Source organism: Stenotrophomonas sp. JC08 (assembly GCF_052180205.1).
Taxonomy (GTDB): Bacteria; Pseudomonadota; Gammaproteobacteria; order Xanthomonadales; family Xanthomonadaceae; genus Stenotrophomonas.
Genome location: NZ_CP197473.1, coordinates 2642547 through 2659972, shown reverse-complemented (window position 1 = coordinate 2659972; position 17426 = coordinate 2642547). Strand labels below are relative to the sequence as shown.

At 65.9% G+C, this 17426-nt stretch carries 16 protein-coding genes and 1 pseudogene; 5 read left to right on the top strand and 12 right to left on the bottom strand.

Annotation, left to right across the window (positions count from 1 at the left end; genetic code table 11):
• Positions 1-17: 17 nt before the first annotated feature.
• A complete protein-coding gene (locus tag ACSBPQ_RS12175; protein WP_442682395.1) occupies positions 18-2090 on the bottom strand; it encodes a glycoside hydrolase family 99-like domain-containing protein in 2073 nt (690 codons plus the stop codon).
• Between the two features lie 116 nt (positions 2091-2206).
• Between ACSBPQ_RS12175 and ACSBPQ_RS12170 the strand changes: the two genes are divergently transcribed.
• Positions 2207-2821, top strand: a complete 615-nt coding sequence (locus ACSBPQ_RS12170; RefSeq protein WP_442682394.1) for an alpha-ketoglutarate-dependent dioxygenase AlkB family protein — start codon at positions 2207-2209, stop codon at positions 2819-2821.
• Here ACSBPQ_RS12170 and ACSBPQ_RS12165 read toward each other — a convergent pair.
• The 4 genes from ACSBPQ_RS12165 to ACSBPQ_RS12150 are packed head-to-tail and all read right to left on the bottom strand — an operon-like array spanning position 2766 to position 6276.
• A complete protein-coding gene (locus tag ACSBPQ_RS12165) occupies positions 2766-3422 on the bottom strand; it encodes an ABC-type transport auxiliary lipoprotein family protein (RefSeq protein WP_442682393.1) in 657 nt (218 codons plus the stop codon). The two genes, ACSBPQ_RS12170 and ACSBPQ_RS12165, sit on opposite strands and share 56 nt — an antisense overlap.
• Positions 3419-4345, bottom strand: coding sequence for an MlaD family protein (locus ACSBPQ_RS12160; protein ID WP_442682392.1), 927 nt, complete (start codon positions 4343-4345; stop codon positions 3419-3421). Before ACSBPQ_RS12160 ends, ACSBPQ_RS12165 begins: the two co-directional genes overlap by 4 nt.
• 1 nt (position 4346) lies before the next feature.
• Positions 4347-5159: an ABC transporter ATP-binding protein gene (locus ACSBPQ_RS12155; protein ID WP_442682391.1), complete on the bottom strand. Its 813-nt coding sequence runs from the start codon at positions 5157-5159 to the stop codon at positions 4347-4349.
• 4 nt (positions 5160-5163) lie between these two features.
• Complete coding sequence (locus ACSBPQ_RS12150; protein ID WP_442682390.1) at positions 5164-6276, bottom strand: MlaE family ABC transporter permease; 1113 nt, start codon at positions 6274-6276, stop codon at positions 5164-5166.
• An 84-nt stretch (positions 6277-6360) separates the two neighbouring features.
• On the opposite strand from ACSBPQ_RS12150, the gene ACSBPQ_RS12145 reads away from it, so the two are divergent.
• Positions 6361-7620: a threonine/serine ThrE exporter family protein gene (locus tag ACSBPQ_RS12145; RefSeq protein WP_442682389.1), complete on the top strand. Its 1260-nt coding sequence runs from the start codon at positions 6361-6363 to the stop codon at positions 7618-7620.
• A gap of 72 nt (positions 7621-7692) precedes the next feature.
• Here ACSBPQ_RS12145 and ACSBPQ_RS12140 read toward each other — a convergent pair.
• From ACSBPQ_RS12140 to ACSBPQ_RS12130, 3 genes and pseudogenes are all read right to left on the bottom strand, one after another.
• Positions 7693-8067: pseudogene (locus tag ACSBPQ_RS12140) on the bottom strand (H-NS histone family protein); the annotation flags it as partial.
• Between the two features lie 195 nt (positions 8068-8262).
• Positions 8263-9957 carry a proline--tRNA ligase gene (locus tag ACSBPQ_RS12135; RefSeq protein WP_442682388.1) on the bottom strand — a complete coding sequence of 565 codons (1695 nt, stop codon included), beginning with the start codon at positions 9955-9957 and terminating at the stop codon, positions 8263-8265.
• Positions 9958-10043: 86 nt separating this feature from the next.
• Complete coding sequence (locus tag ACSBPQ_RS12130; RefSeq protein ID WP_442682387.1) at positions 10044-10430, bottom strand: DUF4124 domain-containing protein; 387 nt, start codon at positions 10428-10430, stop codon at positions 10044-10046.
• An 82-nt stretch (positions 10431-10512) separates the two neighbouring features.
• On the opposite strand from ACSBPQ_RS12130, the gene pssA reads away from it, so the two are divergent.
• Genes pssA through rimI form a run of 3 tightly spaced genes read left to right on the top strand, consistent with a single transcriptional unit; the run spans position 10513 to position 12235 of the window.
• Positions 10513-11292, top strand: coding sequence for a CDP-diacylglycerol--serine O-phosphatidyltransferase (pssA, locus tag ACSBPQ_RS12125; protein WP_442682386.1), 780 nt, complete (start codon positions 10513-10515; stop codon positions 11290-11292).
• Positions 11293-11348: 56 nt separating this feature from the next.
• Entirely contained in the window at positions 11349-11741 is a 393-nt protein-coding gene (locus ACSBPQ_RS12120) for an alanine acetyltransferase (RefSeq protein ID WP_442684581.1), read from the top strand.
• On the top strand, positions 11738-12235 hold the full coding sequence (gene rimI / locus ACSBPQ_RS12115; protein WP_442682385.1) for a ribosomal protein S18-alanine N-acetyltransferase: 498 nt from the start codon (positions 11738-11740) through the stop codon (positions 12233-12235). The genes ACSBPQ_RS12120 and rimI overlap by 4 nt, the downstream gene beginning before the upstream one ends.
• A gap of 51 nt (positions 12236-12286) precedes the next feature.
• Here rimI and ACSBPQ_RS12110 read toward each other — a convergent pair whose 3' ends face one another.
• From ACSBPQ_RS12110 to ACSBPQ_RS12095, 4 genes are all read right to left on the bottom strand, one after another.
• Positions 12287-15127, bottom strand: coding sequence for a valine--tRNA ligase (locus ACSBPQ_RS12110; RefSeq protein ID WP_442682384.1), 2841 nt, complete (start codon positions 15125-15127; stop codon positions 12287-12289).
• Between the two features lie 34 nt (positions 15128-15161).
• Positions 15162-15350, bottom strand: coding sequence for a YqaE/Pmp3 family membrane protein (locus ACSBPQ_RS12105; RefSeq protein WP_442682383.1), 189 nt, complete (start codon positions 15348-15350; stop codon positions 15162-15164).
• A gap of 10 nt (positions 15351-15360) precedes the next feature.
• Entirely contained in the window at positions 15361-15786 is a 426-nt protein-coding gene (locus tag ACSBPQ_RS12100; RefSeq protein WP_442684580.1) for a DNA polymerase III subunit chi, read from the bottom strand.
• Between the two features lie 84 nt (positions 15787-15870).
• Positions 15871-17343, bottom strand: coding sequence for a leucyl aminopeptidase (locus ACSBPQ_RS12095; RefSeq protein WP_442682382.1), 1473 nt, complete (start codon positions 17341-17343; stop codon positions 15871-15873).
• Positions 17344-17426 lie beyond the last annotated feature (83 nt).

Below are 17426 nucleotides of genomic sequence, written 5' to 3'. Positions count from 1 at the left end.
GCGGCCCCTTGCCTGTATCAGCTGCGTTTGGCGTAGGCATACGGCGTGTCATCGTTGTGCGCCAGGCCCAGCAAGGTAGCAGCGTCTTTCTGGACGAAACCGGCATGGTGGGCAACCAGTGTGAATGTCCGCTCGATCGCATGTGCCAAGGTGCCATCCACCTGTCCGGCTTCCGTTTCAAACAGGGAGGGCTGAAGGTGTGTATCAAGCATCGGCCGCAGTGCGGCCAGGCGTAGCCAGAACATGCTGCCCGCGATGAAGCAATCCTTGCTTGTATCGGCTTGCGGAAGCCCGAAGCGGGTAAGCAGGCTGCGTACATTGCGTTCATTGGCGCCCCAGAAATAGTCCAGCCGTTGCACGTGCCCTTCCGGAGGAACCAGGCCCAGCGCAGGATCGGCGTTGAAGGCATCGACGATGCGGGCGGCGCGATCCGGTGCAAGCAGACGGTCGACTATTTCATTGCGCCACTGGTCACCATCCTGGCGGTGGGTGGAGCGCTTGGTATGCAGCTTCAGCACGATGTCTTCGCCCTCCTCCAGCAGGGTTTCTGCCACGTGCAGGAATGGCAGGATGTCGCGGCCGTGATTGGCGAACGCATGGATTTCACCCTGCATGCTGTGCGTGGCAAGTAGCTGCTCTATTTCCGCATGCCGCTCGTGGGTGGTGGTGATCACCAGACGCCACGTCAGCCCGCTGGCCTGCAAGGCCTGTAGCAGTTCGGCGAACACCTCCGGATACCAGGCGTGGATGACGGCGCAGGGTCGGGAAGGGTGTGGCGGCGTGCGTGCTGGTGCCAGTGCTGTCCGGGTGGCCTCCAGCCATGCATGGCCGAGCCGGGCATCCGGTTCCAATACGGCGCCCTCAGCCCATTCGTTCCAGGCATTGATGAAAACCAGGCGCTGCTCTGGAGCTGCCGCTGAAAGACGGCCGTATACCGTTTCATGCAGCCAGTCGCGATAGCCGCGTGGAGAGGCATGCAGGTAGATGCGGCCTTTTCCGGAGCGCCTCGCTTCGTTGTCCCAGCCGGGATTCACGCCGGGGTAGAGCGGATAGTCCGGTAGTGGCCGTGCGGCGATCTCGCTGGCCAGCTCCCGCCAGTCGCGTACATCGCCGTGGAAGTCGGGATTGATCAGCCATTGCTGCGCCGACAACGAAGACGGATTGCTCATGTTGGGCGGAAATTCGACGGCGGCATCGAAGCCGATGCTGCGCGGATCCGGACGTTCGAAACCCTGCACATAGGCCAGGTGGATTTCGCCCACGTTGTTCTCGCGACACCATCGGCGCCAGCGCCCGGCGGTTGCACGCGCATCAGGCAGCAGTTGTGGTCGGTACACCAGCAGCATCGGCCGGCCATCGACTTTCAGTGCCCGCCGGTCACGCAGGTAGGGCGCGATGTGCTCGATGAATGCCAGATCGTCCTCGGCGCTGTGCTGTTGAGCAATCAAAATATCCTCGTCGCGGCCATCCCAGCGCCGCGCCCAGTTTTCGTTGGCCCAGCACAGGCAGAACGGTAGCTCGATACTGTCATCGGACAGCCAATGAAGCAGGGGTGCTTCCATCAAAGTGCGGCCACTGAACCAGTAGAAATAGAAGCAGAAGGCACCAATCCCGTACTCGCTAGCAAGGTGGGCCTGATCGCGCATTACCTGTGGGTTGTGCAGGTCGTAAAAGCCGAGGTCGGCAGGCAGGCGCGGTTGCACATGCCCCTCGAATTGCGGCAGGGCACGGGTGACGTTGCGCCATTCGGTGAAACCCTTGCCCCACCAGCTGTCGTTTTCAGGAAAACAGTGGAATTGCGGCAGGTAGAAGGCAATCAGTATTGCCGGCATCGGCGAGGGGAGTGTTCCCGGGCGCCATGGAACATGACCAATGGCGGCCTCGTCGGCACGACCGCGAAGTTGTGCGCTGGCGCGGAACGCAGAGGCGCTGTTGTCCTGCTGGCCCCTGGGCGGAGGCGGTATCCAGTTGCCATGCTGGCTGAGCCAGCGCGTGCGCAGCCGATCCCGCTGGTTCTGTGAAAGGGGCAGTGCCCGGAATACTGCGCGCAGCAATGGGAACAGCGCCTGGCGCAGACGACGGATGCTCATCGGGTATGTTCAGACAGGCATGAGGTGGATGCGGGCATCAGTATTCCAAGGTGTGACTGAGAGGGCATTTTCGGTGCTGCCGATCATGGCGGCAAACCCCGTGCTAGCGTGAGCAGATGTTGTTCACCGGCAATCTTCCCGATGGTGGGGTCCATTACTTGCCAGGTTGGCTGCCTGCGCTGGAGGCCGATGGGCTGTATCGCACGTTGCAGGATGGCGTTTCCTGGCAGGTGCACCGCATCCGCCTGTTCGGGCGCTGGGTGGATTCGCCGCGGCTGAGTTGCTGGATGGGGGATGCCGATGCGCATTACCGCTATTCGGGCGCGGACTTTGCCCCATCGCCATGGCTGCCCGCGCTGCTACCGCTGCGTGAGCGTCTGCAGCAGGCCTGCCGGAGCCGCTTCAACAGCGTCCTGCTCAACCGTTACCGGGATGGCCGTGACAGCATGGGCTGGCACAGCGACGACGAGCCGGAGCTGGGAGAGCGTCCGGTGATCGCCTCCCTGAGCCTGGGAGCGCCCAGGCGCTTCCTGCTGCGCCGGCGCGATGACCATTCCCACAAGCGCGAGTTCCTGCTGGGCCATGGTGACCTGCTGGTGATGGCCGGCGATTCCCAGCGCGACTGGCAGCATGCCCTGCCCAAAACCGCGCGTCCGCTGGGCGAGCGCATCAACCTCACTTTCCGCCGGGTTGTGGCGGCGACTGCCGCGCCTCGTCGCGCTGGCCGCTGAGCAGGGTCCAGCCGATCAGTTCGCTGGCGACCTTGTCCAAGGCGGTTTCAAAGGCACGGGCGACGCTGGGAATGTCGGTGGAGGCTGCCGGCTCGGCAACCACGAAGGTGCGTGCGGCGACCACGCGCTGGTCCAGGCTGTGGATCAGTTTGGCGTTGAGCTCGATGGTGGCCGCGGGCAGGTCGCCGCCACGGTAGTCGGCTTCGAAACGGCGCACGTCGGTGGTCAGCTTGTAGTCCGAGCGGATGCCGGCGGCGATGCGCGCCACCGCGTCGATCCGGCCGGAATCCTCGAAGCCGCGCAGCAGGGTGTCTTCCAGCAGGTCGGTGGCCGGTTGCGACCAGGTCGCGCCGCGGTAGACCTCCAGCTCACCGGGAGTGGGCCGGACGCTGATGCGCGGGCTGTCCACCAGCCGTGCGGCGCTGGGCTTGGCGATGGCCAGTTGCCAGTCGACCTGCGGCCAGGCCGGATCGGCCTGCACGCGTACCTGTGGGGCGTAGATGGTGATGGATTGACGGTCACCGCCGGCCAGTAGCGAGCAGCCGGCCAAGGCCAGTACGCACAGCGGTGCGATCAGTCGGATGAAAAAGGACGGCTTCATTTCGGTTCGAACTCCTTCGGGGCATCACGGCCGAGCAGGTAGCGCGCCGGATTGTTCTCCAGCCGGTCGCTGACCCGGCGCAGGTCGCGGATCAGTCCGCGCAGTTCGGTCAGGGTGGGGCCGAGCTGGGCCAGGCCATCGTTGGCGAAACTGTTGATGGCCGCGCGGTTCTCGCCAAGGATGGCATCGGCATTGCCGGCGGCCGAATCCAGTTTGCCCAAGCTGGTGTCAAGCTTGTCCAGGGTGGCGGGCAGCTGGCGCAACACGTTCTGATCCAGGTTCTGCAGCGCGCCGTTGGCAGTGGCCAGTGTGGCGTTGAGCTTGCGCGCGGCGTCGCGGGCTTCCACCAGCAGCGCCTGCGTGCCCTGGTCGCGATCGGCCAGCCCGCTGCTGATGGTTTCCAGATGGCCCAGCGTCGCCGAGATCCTGTCCACGTTCTCGTCGCTGAGCAGCTGGTCCATGCGCTCGACCACGCGATTGGCCACATCGGTGATGTTCTGCAATGCCGAGGGCGTGGTGGCGATGGTCGGGATCGCCTCCTTGCTCACGGCGGTGAGGCTGGCGGCCTGCGGGGTGCCGCCACTGAGCTGGATGATCGCCGGCCCCGTCAGGCTGGTGATGGCCAGCTTGGCGCGGGTGTCGGTTTTCACCGGAGTGGTGGAATTCAGGCGGATGCGTGCGATCACCTTGCGCGGATCTTCCGGCGCGAGCGAGAGGTCGGTGATCGAACCCACGGCGATGCCGTTGTACTGCACCGGGCTGCCGACCGACAGGCCGGTGACGGCTTCATCGAACACCACCCGGTATTGCTGCCAGGTCCGGTCGGAGGAGTACTTGGCGGCCCACAGGCCGAAGGCCAGCAGCGCGATGCCGACGAGGAGGGTGAAGGCGCCGATCAGGACGTAATTGGCTTTGGTTTCCATATCAGGCGTGCTCGGTCAGTTGGCCGCGCGCGGCGCGGGCGCGGGGGCCGTGGAAGTAGTCGCGGATCCACGGGTGGTCGAGTTGTTCGATCTCGGGCAGGGGCGCATTGGCGATCACCTTCTGGTCGGCCAGCACCGCCACGCGGTCGCAGATGGCGTAGAGCGTGTCCAGGTCATGGGTGATCAGGAACACGGTCAGGCCGAGTGCTTCCTGCAGGGTCTTGATCAGGCGGTCGAAGGCGGCCGCACCGATCGGATCGAGCCCGGCGGTGGGCTCGTCCAGGAACAGCAGCGGCGGGTCCAGCGCCAGCGCACGGGCCAGCCCGGCACGTTTGCGCATGCCGCCGGACAGCTGCGAGGGCAGTTTGTTGATCGCATCGGCGGGCAGGCCGGCCAGTTTCACCTTCAGCAGCGCCAGCTCGTAATGCCAGCGCTCGCTCAGTTCGGGATGATGTTCCTTCAGCGGCACCTGCACGTTCTCGCCGACGGTCAGCGAGGAAAACAGGGCGCCGTCCTGGAACAGCACGCCGGTATTGCGTTCGATCTGCAGGCGGTCGGCAGCGGCGCTCGAACGGGCGTCCACGCCCAGTACCTCGATCTGCCCGGCATCGGGTTTGCGCAAGCCCAGGATGGAGCGCATCAGCACCGATTTGCCGGTGCCCGAGCCGCCGACGATGCCGAGGATTTCGCCGCGGCGTACGTCCAGGTCCAGGCCGTCGTGGACGGTCTGGCTGCCGAAGCGGTTGACCAGCCCGCGCACGCGGATCGCCGGAGCCTCGGTGCGGGAAATGCCGGTGTCTGTCACGGTCGCCATCGCCTCACCAGTCCATGTGCATGAACCACAACGCGGCCAGCGCGTCGAGGATGATGACCAGCGATATGGTCTGCACCACGCTGGAGGTGGTGCGCTCGCCGACCGACTGCGCGGTGCCTTCCACCTTCAGGCCCTCCAGGCAGCCGATCAGCGCGATGATCAGAGCGAACACCGGCGCCTTGGCCAGCCCCACCAGCATGTGCCGCACTTCGATCGTGTCGTGCATGCGTGCCAGATACATCTGCGGCGGGATATCCAGGTCGAACGCGCCCACCGTCACGCCACCGGCCAGGCCGGCCAGCATCGCCACGAAGGTCAGCAGCGGCAGCATCACCAGCAGCGCGATGATCCGCGGCAGCACCAGCAGGTCGATCGGGTCCAGCCCGAGGGTCTGGATCGCGTCGATCTCCTCGCGTGCCTTCATCGCGCCGATCTGTGCGGTGAAGGCGCTGGCGGTGCGCCCGGCCAGCACGATGGCGGTCAGCAGCACCGCGAACTCGCGCAGGAAGGCGATGCTGACCAGTTCGACCACGAAGATCTCCGCGCCGAAGTCGCGCAGGATGGTCGAGCCGAGGAAGGCGATCACCGCGCCCACCAGATAGGACAGCAATACCACCAGCGGCACCGCGTCCAGGCCGACGCTTTCCATCTGGCTGACGGTGGCGGTCAGACGCAGACGTCGTGGCTGTGGCAGCAGGCGGGCCAGTTTGACCAGGTTCTCGCCCAGAAAATTGACCAGCACCACGATGTTGCGGCCGATGGCGTGGACCGAGCGGCCCAGGCGCTCCAGCGCGGCGACAATGCCGTAATCGCGGGCCGGCCTGGGGCGTTCGTCGGCGACCTCCTCGATGGTGCAGACCAGCGCCTGGTGCTCATCGCGGAATTGCAGGGCGTCGTCGGCAATCCCGGCCTGGTGCGAGAAGCGCAGCAGCAGCAGCACGCCGGCCGAATCCAGCGCATCGATGGCACGCGCGTCCACGCTGCGCACCGGCCTGTCCATCGCGCCCAGAACCTCGCCCGCCTGCAACGCGGTGGCCAGCGTCCAGCTGCCGGACAGCCGGACCTGGCCTTCGACCTCCGGATCGATCAGGCAACGGGGTGGCTGCGGGTCTTTCATGGGCGGCATCGGCTGCCGAGCATAGCGTGTCCTTTGTCGCGCAAGGATGAGTAAGCGTGGCGCTTCCGGGTGATACTAACGGACATGTCTGCCGAACCCACTGTCGTCGTATCCAACCGGGCCACCTATGCCCAGCGCGTGGCCTTCGTCGCGGAGATCGCCGGGCGCCTGCACAGCTACGGAACGACCGCCCAGCGGCTGGAAGCGGCGGTGGTCGCGCTGTCGCAGCGGCTGGATCTGGATTGTGAGCCCTGGTCCAATCCGACCGGGCTGATCCTCAGTTTCAGTGACCCGACCTGCAAGATCGGTTCCAGCGACATTACCCGGGTGATCCGTCTGGGGCCGGGCGACAACGACCTGCACAAGCTGGCGATGGCCGACCAGATCGCCGAGGCGGTGGCCGGCGGGCAGATGAGCCTGGCCCAGGGCCATACCGCCCTGCGCCAGCTCGACAAGGACCCGGGGATACCCGGCAGGATCCAGATGCTGCTGTCGTTCGGCCTCGGCTCGGCCGGCGTGGCCGGGCTGTGGCGACTGCCGTGGCTGGATATCGCCACCGCTGGCGTTACCGGCCTGCTGATCGGGCTGATGCTGTTCTACACCGACCGCCGTACCGCCTCGCGCGAGGCCGGGGAGGCACTGGCGGCGATGCTGGCCGGATTCGTGGCGGTGCTGGTGGCCACCTTCATCGGTCCGCTCAACCTCAATACCGTGATCATCGCCTCGCTGGTGGTGCTGCTGCCGGGCATGTCGTTGACCAATGCGGTCAACGAGCTGGCCAGCCAGCACTGGGTATCGGGTACCGCGCGGTTTGCCGGTGCGTTGACCACGATCATGAAACTCACCGTGGGCGCGATGATCGCGGTGACGATCACCGGCATCCTCGGGCTGGAACCGGTCATCCGCGCCTCGCGGCCGCAATCGGACTGGGTGGAATGGGGCGCGGTGCTGGTGGCCTCGTTCGCGTTTGCGATGCTGTTCCGGGCCAGCCGGCGGGATTATCCGTGGGTGATCGCCGCCTCGGTGAGCGGTTATGCGATCTCCCGTTATGGCGGGCAGATGTGGGGAATACCGGCGGGTATTTTCCTGGCGGCGATGGCGGTGACCGCGGCCGGCAACCTGTTTGGCCGCCTGTTGCACCGGCCGGGCGCGATCGTGCGTCTGCCGGGTATCATCATGCTGGTTCCCGGCAGCACCAGCCTGCGCGGGGTATTGAGTCTGGTGCAGCAGCAGAACGTCAACGCCGGAGAATCGGCGATGCTGACCGTGGTGAATGTGGTCATGGCGCTGGTGGCCGGCCTGCTGTTCGGCAATCTGCTGATTCCGGCGCGGAAGAACCTGTGACCGGGTGAGCACCTGGGTAAATGAAAACGCCGGCGATTGCCGGCGTTTTCGTCACTCTGGAGTTCCCGCTTACTTCTGGATCAGGAATTCCTCGACCTTGCGGCCGTTGTTGGTGTATTCGGCCAGCCAGCGCGGCTGCTTGCCACGACCGGTCCAGGTCTCCTCGGCATTGGCCGGGTTGCGATACTTCGGAGCGACCTTGGCCACCTTGCGGCCGGCCTTGCTGGCGCTCTTGGCGGTTTTCCCAGCACGTGCGGTCTTGGCGGCCGGTGCATCGACGCCGAACAGTTCCTCGATCGTGTAGCCGGCCTTTTTCGCGGCGGCGATCACCTGGGCACGGGCCTTGGCCAGCGGCTGGCGCTTGGCGACGACCGTCCTGCGCTTCTGTGCATCGCGGATCAGGGTGGAAAGTTCTTTGGCCGACAGGCTGGAAAGATCGATACTCATCGAATAGCTACTCCGGATAATAATGATTGAAAGGGTGGAGCCATTCCGTGGCAGCGGGCAGAGCATACCGGGAGCGGCTTGCCGGTTTCAATCAAAATATTATCGACAGGGTGTGAGGGTGGAATGAAAAGGCCGGGATTATGTCCCGGCCTTCGCATCAAACCTTTGCATCAAAACGGTTGTCCAGCGCGTCGTTCAACCGCTGAGCTTGGCCAGCAGCGCCGTCTTGTCGAGATTCTCGGCCTCGCTTGCCGAGCGGGCACGGTATTCGTAGGTTCCTGCCGCCAGCCCGCGCTCGGAAACCACGATGCGGTGCGGGATACCGATCAGCTCCATATCGGCGAACATGGCGCCGGGGCGCAGCCCGCGATCATCCAGCGCGGCGTCGATGCCGGCGGCCTGCAGCTCGGCCAGCAGCGCCTCGGCAGCCGCGGTGACCGCGGCATCCTGTTTCGGATTGATCATGCACACCACCGCCTGCCATGGCGCCATGCTGGCCGGCCAGATAATGCCGGCATCATCATGGTTCTGTTCGATCGCGGCCGCGACAATCCGCGAGACACCGATGCCGTAGCAGCCCATCGCCATCACCGTGGCCTTGCCGTTTTCATCCAGTACGGTGGCCTTCAATGCCTCGGCATAGCTGCGGCCGAGCTGGAAAACGTGGCCCACTTCGATACCGCGGGCGATTTTCAGCTCGCCACCATCCCGGGCACGGTCGCCTTCCTTCACATTGCGGATATCGGCCACTTCCGGTTCGGCCAGATCGCGGCCCCAGTTGACGCCGGCAATATGGAAGCCGGCTTCATTGGCGCCGACGACAAAATCGGCCATTGCCGCCACGTCGCGGTCGGCCACCACGCGGATGGTCTTGCGCGGCTGCAGCGGGCCGAGGAATCCGGGTTCGCTGCCCAGATACTCGGCAATCTCGGCCTCACTGGCCATGCGGTAACCGGCCAGGCCGTCGACCTTGGCCAGTTTGATCTCGTTGACCTCGTGGTCGCCGCGCACCAGTGCCAGCACGAACGCGTCTTCACTGGTCATCACCGCCACCGACTTGACCGTACGCTGCAGGGCGATGCCCATCAATGCGGCCACTTCCTCGCAGGTTTTCTGGGTGGGGGTATCGATTTTGCGCAGGGCTTCGCTGGCAGCCGGGCGCGGCGCCGGGTCGGCGGCGATCGCCGCTTCGACGTTGGCCGCATAATCCGAACCGGTGGAAAACACCAGCGCGTCCTCGCCCGAATCGGCGATCACGTGGAATTCCTGCGAGGCGTCGCCACCGATGGCGCCGGAATCGGCCTGCACCGCGCGGAAATCCAGCCCCAGCCGGGTGAATACCCGGGTGTAGGCGGCTTTCATGTTTTCGTATTCGGCCATCAGGCTGGCCTCGTCCAGGTGGAAGGAATAGGCGTCCTTCATCAGGAACTCGCGCGAACGCATCACCCCGAAGCGCGGGCGGATCTCGTCACGGAACTTGGTCTGGATCTGGTAGAAATTGACCGGCAGCTGCTTGTAGCTGGACAGTTCCTGGCGCGCGAAGTCGGTGACCGCTTCCTCGGCGGTGGGGCTGTAGCAGTATTCCTGCTCCTTGCGGTCCTTGATCTTCAGCAGCTGGCCGCCGAATTTCTCCCAGCGCCCGGTTTCTTCCCACAGTTCCTTGGGCTGGATGGTCGGCAGCTGCAGCTCCACCGCGCCGGCGCGGTCCATTTCCTCGCGGACGATGCCCTCCACCTTGCGCAATACGCGCAGGCCCAGCGGCGACCAGGTGTACAGGCCCGAGGCCAGCTTGCGGATCATGCCCGCGCGCAGCATCAGCTTGTGGCTGACCAACTCGGCGTCGGCGGGGGTTTCCTTGGTGGTGTGCAGGTGGAACCGGGAAAGGCGCATGGGAGAGGCTTCGCAAAACGGCGGAATCGCCTATTTTGCCAGTCTCTCCGCACCGGTGGGGCACTGCGGTGGCGACGCGCGCCGGCTCAGGTCTTGGCGGCGGGTTTGCAGTAGACCGCCGCGGCCGATTCGGCCAGCTGTTTCTGCGCCGCGCGCTGGGCATCGTCGAGCGTCGCATCCGGCTTGCCGTCGCCGTCGGTGTCCTGCATCACCGGGCCACTGCCGGCCAGCAGCTCCATGTTCCTGCGTGCAGACAGGCACTGCTCGGATTCGGTGCTTTCCGCGGCAGGTGCTTCGACCACGGTGGCGCCGCTGCTGGTGACGCGACGGGTTTCATACTTCTGTCCGGTCGGCGGGCGCTCGGAATACTGGGTGACGCCATTGGCGTCCTTCCACTTGTAGAGGTTGCCGGCACTGGCGGTGGCAGCGCTGGCGAGCGCAAGCAGGCAGCAGAGGCGGGACAGGGTGCGCATGGCAACTCCGGGCAGCAGATCCAAGGTGAGCCCGGATTGCAGCATCCGGTGACGAGGCTGGCAAGTCGATTAAACTCCCTGCATGGACGAAATGAGACCACCCCCGCGTTCGCGCAGCATCTATCTGCTGCCGAACCTGTTTACCACCGCCGGCCTGTTCGCCGGTTTCTACGCGATCATCGCCGCCTCCAACGGGCAGTTCGTCCACGCCAGCGTCGCCGTGTTCGTGGCGGCGGTGATGGACGGCCTGGACGGCCGTGTGGCCCGGCTGACCGGCACCAGCAGCGAATTCGGCGTGCAGTACGACTCGCTGGCCGATCTGGTCAGCTTTGGTATGGCGCCGGCACTGGTGATGTACCACTGGGCACTGTCCTCGCTGAAGTTCGATGGCGATGTGCTGGGCCGGGTCGGCTGGTCGGCGGCTTTCCTGTACGCGGCCTGCGCGGCGCTGCGGCTGGCCCGCTTCAACACCCAGGTCGGCACCGTCGACAAGCGCTGGTTCGTGGGTCTGGCCAGTCCTGCCGCGGCCGGGCTGATGATGTCCTTCGTCTGGGCCTTTGCCGATGGCGAATTGGGCTGGAGCGGCGAGCAGCTGCGTTATGTGGCGCTGGCGGTGACGATTGTCTCCGGCCTGCTGATGGTCAGCCGCATCCGTTTCTGGAGCTTCAAGGGCGGCAGCGAGAAGGGGCCGCGCTCGGAGCGGGTGCCGTTCGTGGTGCTGGCACTGGTGCCGATCGCCATCGCCATCATGGTGCTGGATCCGGGCCGGGTGCTGTTCGTGGTCGGCGTGATCTATGCGCTGTCCGGCCCCGTGATGTGGCTGTTGCAGCGGTGGCGGCCGCCGGCGGACAAGGTGCAGTGATCGCGTTTTCGCCCGAGCCGGTGTGGTCGCCGCAGCAGCAGGCATGGTTGCAGGCGATGGGTTACAGCGTCTATCTGGCCGGCGGCGCACTGGATGCACCACCGGCGGTGGCGATGCCGGTGCGGGAGTCCGTGCCGGTATTCACCGGCGACGATGCGCCGTTGCCGCCCCGGCCGGCCGCGAAGCCGCCACGGCAGGTGCCTGCCGGCAATGTGCCCGAGGCGCCGGTCACCACGCCGACCCCAGCTGCGTCGGGTCGGCGGGCCGGTGGATTCCGGATGCCGGACCGGTTGCAGATTGCGCTGCTCAGGGCCTCGGGCCTGAATCCGAACGAGCCGGAAACCCGCGCATTGATGGACAGCTGGCCGCTGGCCGAACTGCGGGCCAACCCGGCCGCCAAACGCGCGCTGTGGCCACAGCTGCGGGCACTGCGGAAACGTCCGCAATGAGTGTGCCGGGGTCGGCAGGCGCACCGATCCTGCGTCCCCTGCACGAGGGCGATCTGGATGCGGTGATGGAGATCGAGCTGCGCGCCTATCCGTATCCGTGGACCCGCGGCATTTTCCTGGACTGCCTGCGTGCCGGTTATCCGGGCCGGGTGCTGGAATCCAGTGATGGCCTGGTCGGCTACGGCATGCTCAGCCTCGCCGCCGATGAAGCCCATGTATTGAATGTCTGTGTCGATCCGCGCCGCCAGTCGCATGGGTATGGCCGCCGCCTGCTACGCGAGCTGGTGCAACTGGCGCGCCAGCGGGGCGCGCTGCGGGTGTTCCTGGAAGTGCGGCCGTCCAATGCCCCGGCCATCGCGCTGTATGAAAGCGAAGGGTTCAACGAGATCGGCCGCCGGCCGCGTTACTACCCGGCCGCCAACGGGCGCGAGGACGCGCTGGTGATGGCGGTGGAGCTGGTGGCCGACGACATCGATACGATGCCGCCGCTGTAATGCAAACGCTGCCCGGAGGCGGCGCCTGCATACCATCCTGATGTCGCCTGCTTACAGCTTGGCGCGTTGTTCCTGCAGGCCGGCCAGCTGGGTTTCCCAGTCGAGCAGGCGCACGCGCTCCTGTTCGACCACCGCCGCCGGCACCTTGTCGGTGAACCTGGACAGCTTGGTCTGGCTCTTTTCCTTCTCCGCCGAGACGCGGGCGATTTCCTTGTCCAGACGCGCGCGCTCGGCGTCCAGATCGACCAGGCCTTCCAGCGGTACCAGCAGTTTCAGCTCGCCGACCACGGCCGGAGCCACCGGCGGGCAGGCCTCATCGCTGGCCAGCCAGGTGACCGCCTCAAGCTTGAGCAGGAAGCGCAGCTGCGCGGTGAAACGCTCGACCCGGCCGCGGTCGGCGGCGCTGCCGCCCTGCAGCAGCAGCCTGATCTGCTTGGACGGCGGCACGTTCAGTTCGCTGCGCACGCGGCGCAGCGCGCTGACCATGGTCTTGAACCATTCCACGTCGGCCTCGGCCTGCGCGTAGTCGCCGGTGAACTCGGCGGCGGTCGGATAGCTGCGCAGCGACAGCGTGTCGACCTGCAGACCCAGGCGCGGTGCGACCTGCTTCCACAGCTGCTCGGTGACGAACGGGGTCAGCGGGTGCAGCAGGCGCAGCACCGCTTCAAGCACGTACAGCAAGGTGTGGCGGGTGCTGGCCGCGTCCTCGGCATTGTCGCCATTGAGCGCCGGCTTGGTCAGCTCCAGGAACCAGTCGCAGAACTCGTTCCAGACGAACTCGTACAGCGCCTGTGCCAGCAGGTCGAAGCGGTAGTCGGCGAAATGCTGCTGCGCTTCAGCCGAAACGGTGGCCAGACGCGCCAGGATCCAGCGCTCGGCGTCGGTACGCGGCTGCGGCGCGCCGCTGAAGCTCGCACCCTCGGTGTTCATCAGGGTGAAGCGGCTGGCGTTCCACAACTTGTTGCAGAAGTTCTTGTAGCCCTCGGCGCGGCTCATGTCGAACTTGATGTCGCGGCCGTGGGTGGCCAGCGCGGCGATGGTGAAGCGCAGCGCGTCGGCGCCGTGGGCGATGATGCCGTCCGGGAATTCCTTGCGGGTGGCCTTCTCGATCTTCTCGGCCATCTTCGGTTGCATCAGGCCATGGGTGCGCTTGGCGACCAGGTCGTCGATGGTGATGCCGTCGATGATGTCCAGCGGATCGAGTACGTTGCCCTTGGACTTGGACATCTTCTGGCCCTGACCGTCGCGGATCAAGCCGGTGATGTAGACGTCCTTGAACGGGATCTGCCCGGTGAAGCTGTCGGTGGCCATGATCATGCGCGCCACCCAGAAGAAGATGATGTCGAAGCCGGTGACCAGCACGTTCGAGGGCAGGTAGCGGTCGAAGCCACGTTCGGTCATAGCCGCTTCGTTCGGCCAGCCCAGCGTGGAGAACGGCCACAGCTGCGAGGAGAACCAGGTCTCCAGCACGTCGCTGTCCTGGGTCAGTACCACGTCATCGCCCAGCCCGGCCTTGGCGCGGACTTCGGCTTCGTTGCGGCCCACATAGCAGTTGCCAGCCTCGTCGAACCACGCCGGGATGCGGTGGCCCCACCACAGCTGGCGGCTGATGCACCAATCCTGGATGTTCTCCATCCAGTGGCGGTAGGTGTTGATCCAGTTGCCCGGCACGAACTTGATCGAACCCGGCTTTCCATCAACACCTTCGACCAGTTCCAGGCCGCGCTTGGCCAGCCCGTCCATCTTCACGAACCACTGGTCGGTCAGGTACGGCTCGATCACCTGGCCGGTACGGTCGCCACGCGGCACCTGCAGCTTGTGCGCCTTGGTCTCGACCAGGATGCCCAGGTCTTCCAGTTCGGCCAGGATCACCTTGCGCGCTTCGTAGCGGTCCAGCCCGCGGTACTTCTCCGGCGCGTTCTCGTTGAGTGCGGCCACCGGGGTGAACAGGTTGATCATCGGCAGGGAGTGACGCACGCCGACCTGGTAGTCGTTGAAGTCATGCGCCGGGGTCACCTTGACCACGCCGGTGCCGAACGCCTTGTCCACGTAGTCGTCGCCGATCACCGGCACGCTGCGGCCGGTCAGCGGCAGGGTCACGCGCTTGCCGATCAGGTGCGCGTAGCGGCTGTCTTCCGGGTGGACCATCACCGCGGTGTCGCCCAGCAGGGTTTCAGGACGGGTGGTGGCCACGACCAGGTAGTTGCGGGTTTCGCGCAGGGTCTCGTTGCCGTCGGCATCGAACTCGACGTGCTCGTAGCTGGCGCCGTCTTCCAGCGCGTAGGCGATCGACCACAGGAAGCCGTCTTCCTCGACGCTTTCCACTTCCAGGTCGGAGATGGCGGTCTTCAGCACCGGGTCCCAGTTGACCAGACGCTGGCCACGGTAGATCAGGCCCTGCTCGTGCCAGCGGATGAACGATTCGATCACCGCTTCGCTCGGGCCCGGGTCCATGGTGAAGGTGCTGCGCGACCAGTCGGCCGAGGTGCCGAGGCGGCGCATCTGGCCTTCGATCACGTTGCCCGAGTGCGCCTTCCACTCCCACACCTTGTCGATGAAACCGTCGCGGCCCAGCGAATCGCGGGTTTCACCCTTGCCTTCCAGTGCCAGGTTGCGGCTGACCACCATCTCGGTGGCGATGCCGGCGTGGTCGGTACCCACCTGCCACAGCGTGTCGTAGCCGCGCATGCGGTGGTAGCGGATCAGCGCATCCATCAGCGTCTGCTGGAACGCATGGCCCATGTGCAGGGTGCCGGTGACGTTCGGCGGCGGCAGCAGGATGGTGTAGGGCTCGCCCTTGCCGGACGGCTTGAAGTGGCCGGCCTTCTCCCACCCGTCGTAGAGATCGGTTTCGAAGGATTTGGGGTCGTAGCTGGAGGCGAGTTGGGTCATGCGGGGAAAACCGGAAAAAGGCGGGGAAGGGCGATCAGCGGCCGAGGGCGCGCTTGATCTTCTGGTCGGTGTGGTACTGGCTGACCGCGTAGGCGGCCCAGATGGCGGCGGGCAGCCAGCCGATCAGGGTCAGTTGCAGGATCAGGCAGACGATGCCGGAAATGGGGCGGCCGATGGTGAAGAAGGCCAGCCACGGCAGCAGGATGGCGATCAGCAGGCGCATGGGTATTCCTTTACATGTCGTATTTGTTGAGCGTGTAGCCGGCGGCCTTGTACTGGCGCCAGCGCTCACGCAGCGGTTCGCGCGCGGCCGGATCGGCCGGCACCACTTCCAGCACGCGGTCGCAGCTGCCCAGGTAAGGCTCGTCGCGCAGGTTGATCACCAGCGGCCGCTGCGGCGCCTCGGCGCCCGGCGTGGCGATCAGCACGATGGCCTCCTCCTCGTCCACGTCCTCGCCGACGATCTGGTGCGGGATGTAGGCGTCCGGGTCGAAGGACCACAGCAGCTCGTCCAGCTCCTCGGCCTGGGCTTGGTCACGGGCCAGCACCAGCGTGTACAGGCCGCCGTCGTTGGCCTTGCGGGCCAGTTCGCACACCAGCTTCAGCGGCTCGGTGAGAAAACGCGGCTTGGCGATCAGGTAGAAGTCGGCGCGCATCAGGTCATCGGGTAGGAGGGGTGAGGTGGGGTCAGAGTGGGTTTTTCAAGAAAAACCCACTCTGACCCCGGTTTCGCCGGTTTTGCCTTAAGCGAGGCGATCCAGTAGCCACTGGCTCAGCAGGCCGACCGGACGGCCGGTGGCCATGCCGCGCTTGCCTTCATCGCTGGCCACGCCGGCGATGTCCAGGTGCGCCCAGCGCTGGCCTTCGGTGAAGCGCGACAGGAAGCAGCCGGCGGTGATCGCGCCACCCCAGCGGCCGCCGATGTTGTAGACGTCGGCGAAGGTCGAATCCAGCATCGGCTGGTACTCGTCCCACAGCGGCAGGCGCCAGGCGCGGTCGAACACGTGCTCGCCGGCGGCCAGCAGTTCGTTGGCCAGATCGTCATGCTTGCTCATCAGGCCGGCGGTCTGGTGGCCCAGCGCGACCATGCAGGCGCCGGTCAGGGTCGCCACGTCGACCAGTGCGGCCGGTTCGAAGCGCTGCGCGTAGGTCAGCGCATCGCACAGGATCAGGCGGCCTTCGGCGTCGGTGTTGCCCACTTCGATGGTCTTGCCCGACATCGAGGTGATCACATCCGACGGGCGATAGGCGTTGCCGTCGATGGCGTTCTCCACCGCCGGCACCACCACCACCAGGTTCAGCGGCAGCTTGGCGGTCACGGCGGCGACGAAGGTGCCGATCACGTTGGCCGCACCGCACATGTCGTACTTCATTTCCTCGATGCCGCCCTGGGTCTTCAGGTTGACGCCGCCGGTATCGAAGGTGATGCCCTTGCCGACCAGCACGTACGGCTTGGCGTCACCGCCGTTGTTCCACTTCAGCACCACCAGCTTCGGGCGGTTGGCCGAGCCGCGCGCCACCGACAGCAGCGAGCCCATGCCGAGCGCTTCCATCTGCGCCTCGTCGAGGATCTCGGCCTCGGCACCGTCGTGTCCGGCTGCGAATTTGACCGAGGACTCGGCCAGATAGGCCGGGGTGCAGTAGTTCGGCGGCAGGTTGCCCAGCTCGCGGGCGTATTCCACGCCGGCGGCAATGGCCTGGCCCTGCGCTAGCGCGGTGTCATCGCTGCCGGAGATCGCCAGCGTTTCCAGTCCCGGCGCTTCGGGCTTCTTCTTGCCCAGGGTGGCGGTGTAGCGATAGCTGGCGTGGTTGGCGGTGATCACCGCCTGGCGGATGTTCCACGCCGTATCGCGCTCCTTGACCGGCAGCTCGGCCAGGGTGAGCAGGGCGCTGCGGGTGGCGCCGCTCTTCAGGGCGCGGGCGGCGTCGCCAATGGCCTTGAGGTACTGGGCCACGCCGAACTTGGCCGGATCACCCAGGCCGATCACCAGCACGCGCGGGGCGGTAACGCCGGCCAGATCGTGCAGCAGGGAGGTGGTGCCGGTCTTGCCGTTGATGTCGCCACGCGCCAGCAGCGCCGAAATGCGGCCGGAGCACGCGGTATCCAGCGCCTGTGCGGCCGGGGACAGCGACTTGTCGGAGAAGGCGCCAACGATGACGCAGTCAACCTCGGCGGAGGTTGCGGCGGCGTGGTTCAGGGTGAATTGCAGAGACATTGATCAGATTCCGTTGCCAAATCCGTACAATCGCGGTCGATTCGTGCCCGGCCATCGTGGCCGGGTACACCGCGGACGAAACC

Bases quoted from the DNA above. Each gene is read 5' to 3' on its own strand.
- ACSBPQ_RS12175 (WP_442682395.1), bottom strand. From the start codon at position 2,090: ATGAGCATCCGTCGTCTGCGCCAGGCGCTGTTCCCATTGCTGCGCGCA.
- ACSBPQ_RS12120 (WP_442684581.1), top strand. From the start codon at position 11,349: ATGGGTTACAGCGTCTATCTGGCCGGCGGCGCACTGGATGCACCACCG.
- ACSBPQ_RS12105 (WP_442682383.1), bottom strand. From the start codon at position 15,350: ATGCGCCTGCTGATCGCCATCCTGCTGCCGTGGCTGGCCTTCTTCACC.
- rimI (WP_442682385.1), top strand. From the start codon at position 11,738: ATGAGTGTGCCGGGGTCGGCAGGCGCACCGATCCTGCGTCCCCTGCAC.
- ACSBPQ_RS12165 (WP_442682393.1), bottom strand. From the start codon at position 3,422: ATGAAGCCGTCCTTTTTCATCCGACTGATCGCACCGCTGTGCGTACTG.
- ACSBPQ_RS12135 (WP_442682388.1), bottom strand. From the start codon at position 9,957: ATGCGCCTTTCCCGGTTCCACCTGCACACCACCAAGGAAACCCCCGCC.
- ACSBPQ_RS12145 (WP_442682389.1), top strand. From the start codon at position 6,361: ATGTCTGCCGAACCCACTGTCGTCGTATCCAACCGGGCCACCTATGCC.
- ACSBPQ_RS12160 (WP_442682392.1), bottom strand. From the start codon at position 4,345: ATGGAAACCAAAGCCAATTACGTCCTGATCGGCGCCTTCACCCTCCTC.
- ACSBPQ_RS12130 (WP_442682387.1), bottom strand. From the start codon at position 10,430: ATGCGCACCCTGTCCCGCCTCTGCTGCCTGCTTGCGCTCGCCAGCGCT.
- ACSBPQ_RS12150 (WP_442682390.1), bottom strand. From the start codon at position 6,276: ATGAAAGACCCGCAGCCACCCCGTTGCCTGATCGATCCGGAGGTCGAA.
- pssA (WP_442682386.1), top strand. From the start codon at position 10,513: ATGGACGAAATGAGACCACCCCCGCGTTCGCGCAGCATCTATCTGCTG.
- ACSBPQ_RS12155 (WP_442682391.1), bottom strand. From the start codon at position 5,159: ATGGCGACCGTGACAGACACCGGCATTTCCCGCACCGAGGCTCCGGCG.
- ACSBPQ_RS12095 (WP_442682382.1), bottom strand. From the start codon at position 17,343: ATGTCTCTGCAATTCACCCTGAACCACGCCGCCGCAACCTCCGCCGAG.
- ACSBPQ_RS12110 (WP_442682384.1), bottom strand. From the start codon at position 15,127: ATGACCCAACTCGCCTCCAGCTACGACCCCAAATCCTTCGAAACCGAT.
- ACSBPQ_RS12170 (WP_442682394.1), top strand. From the start codon at position 2,207: ATGTTGTTCACCGGCAATCTTCCCGATGGTGGGGTCCATTACTTGCCA.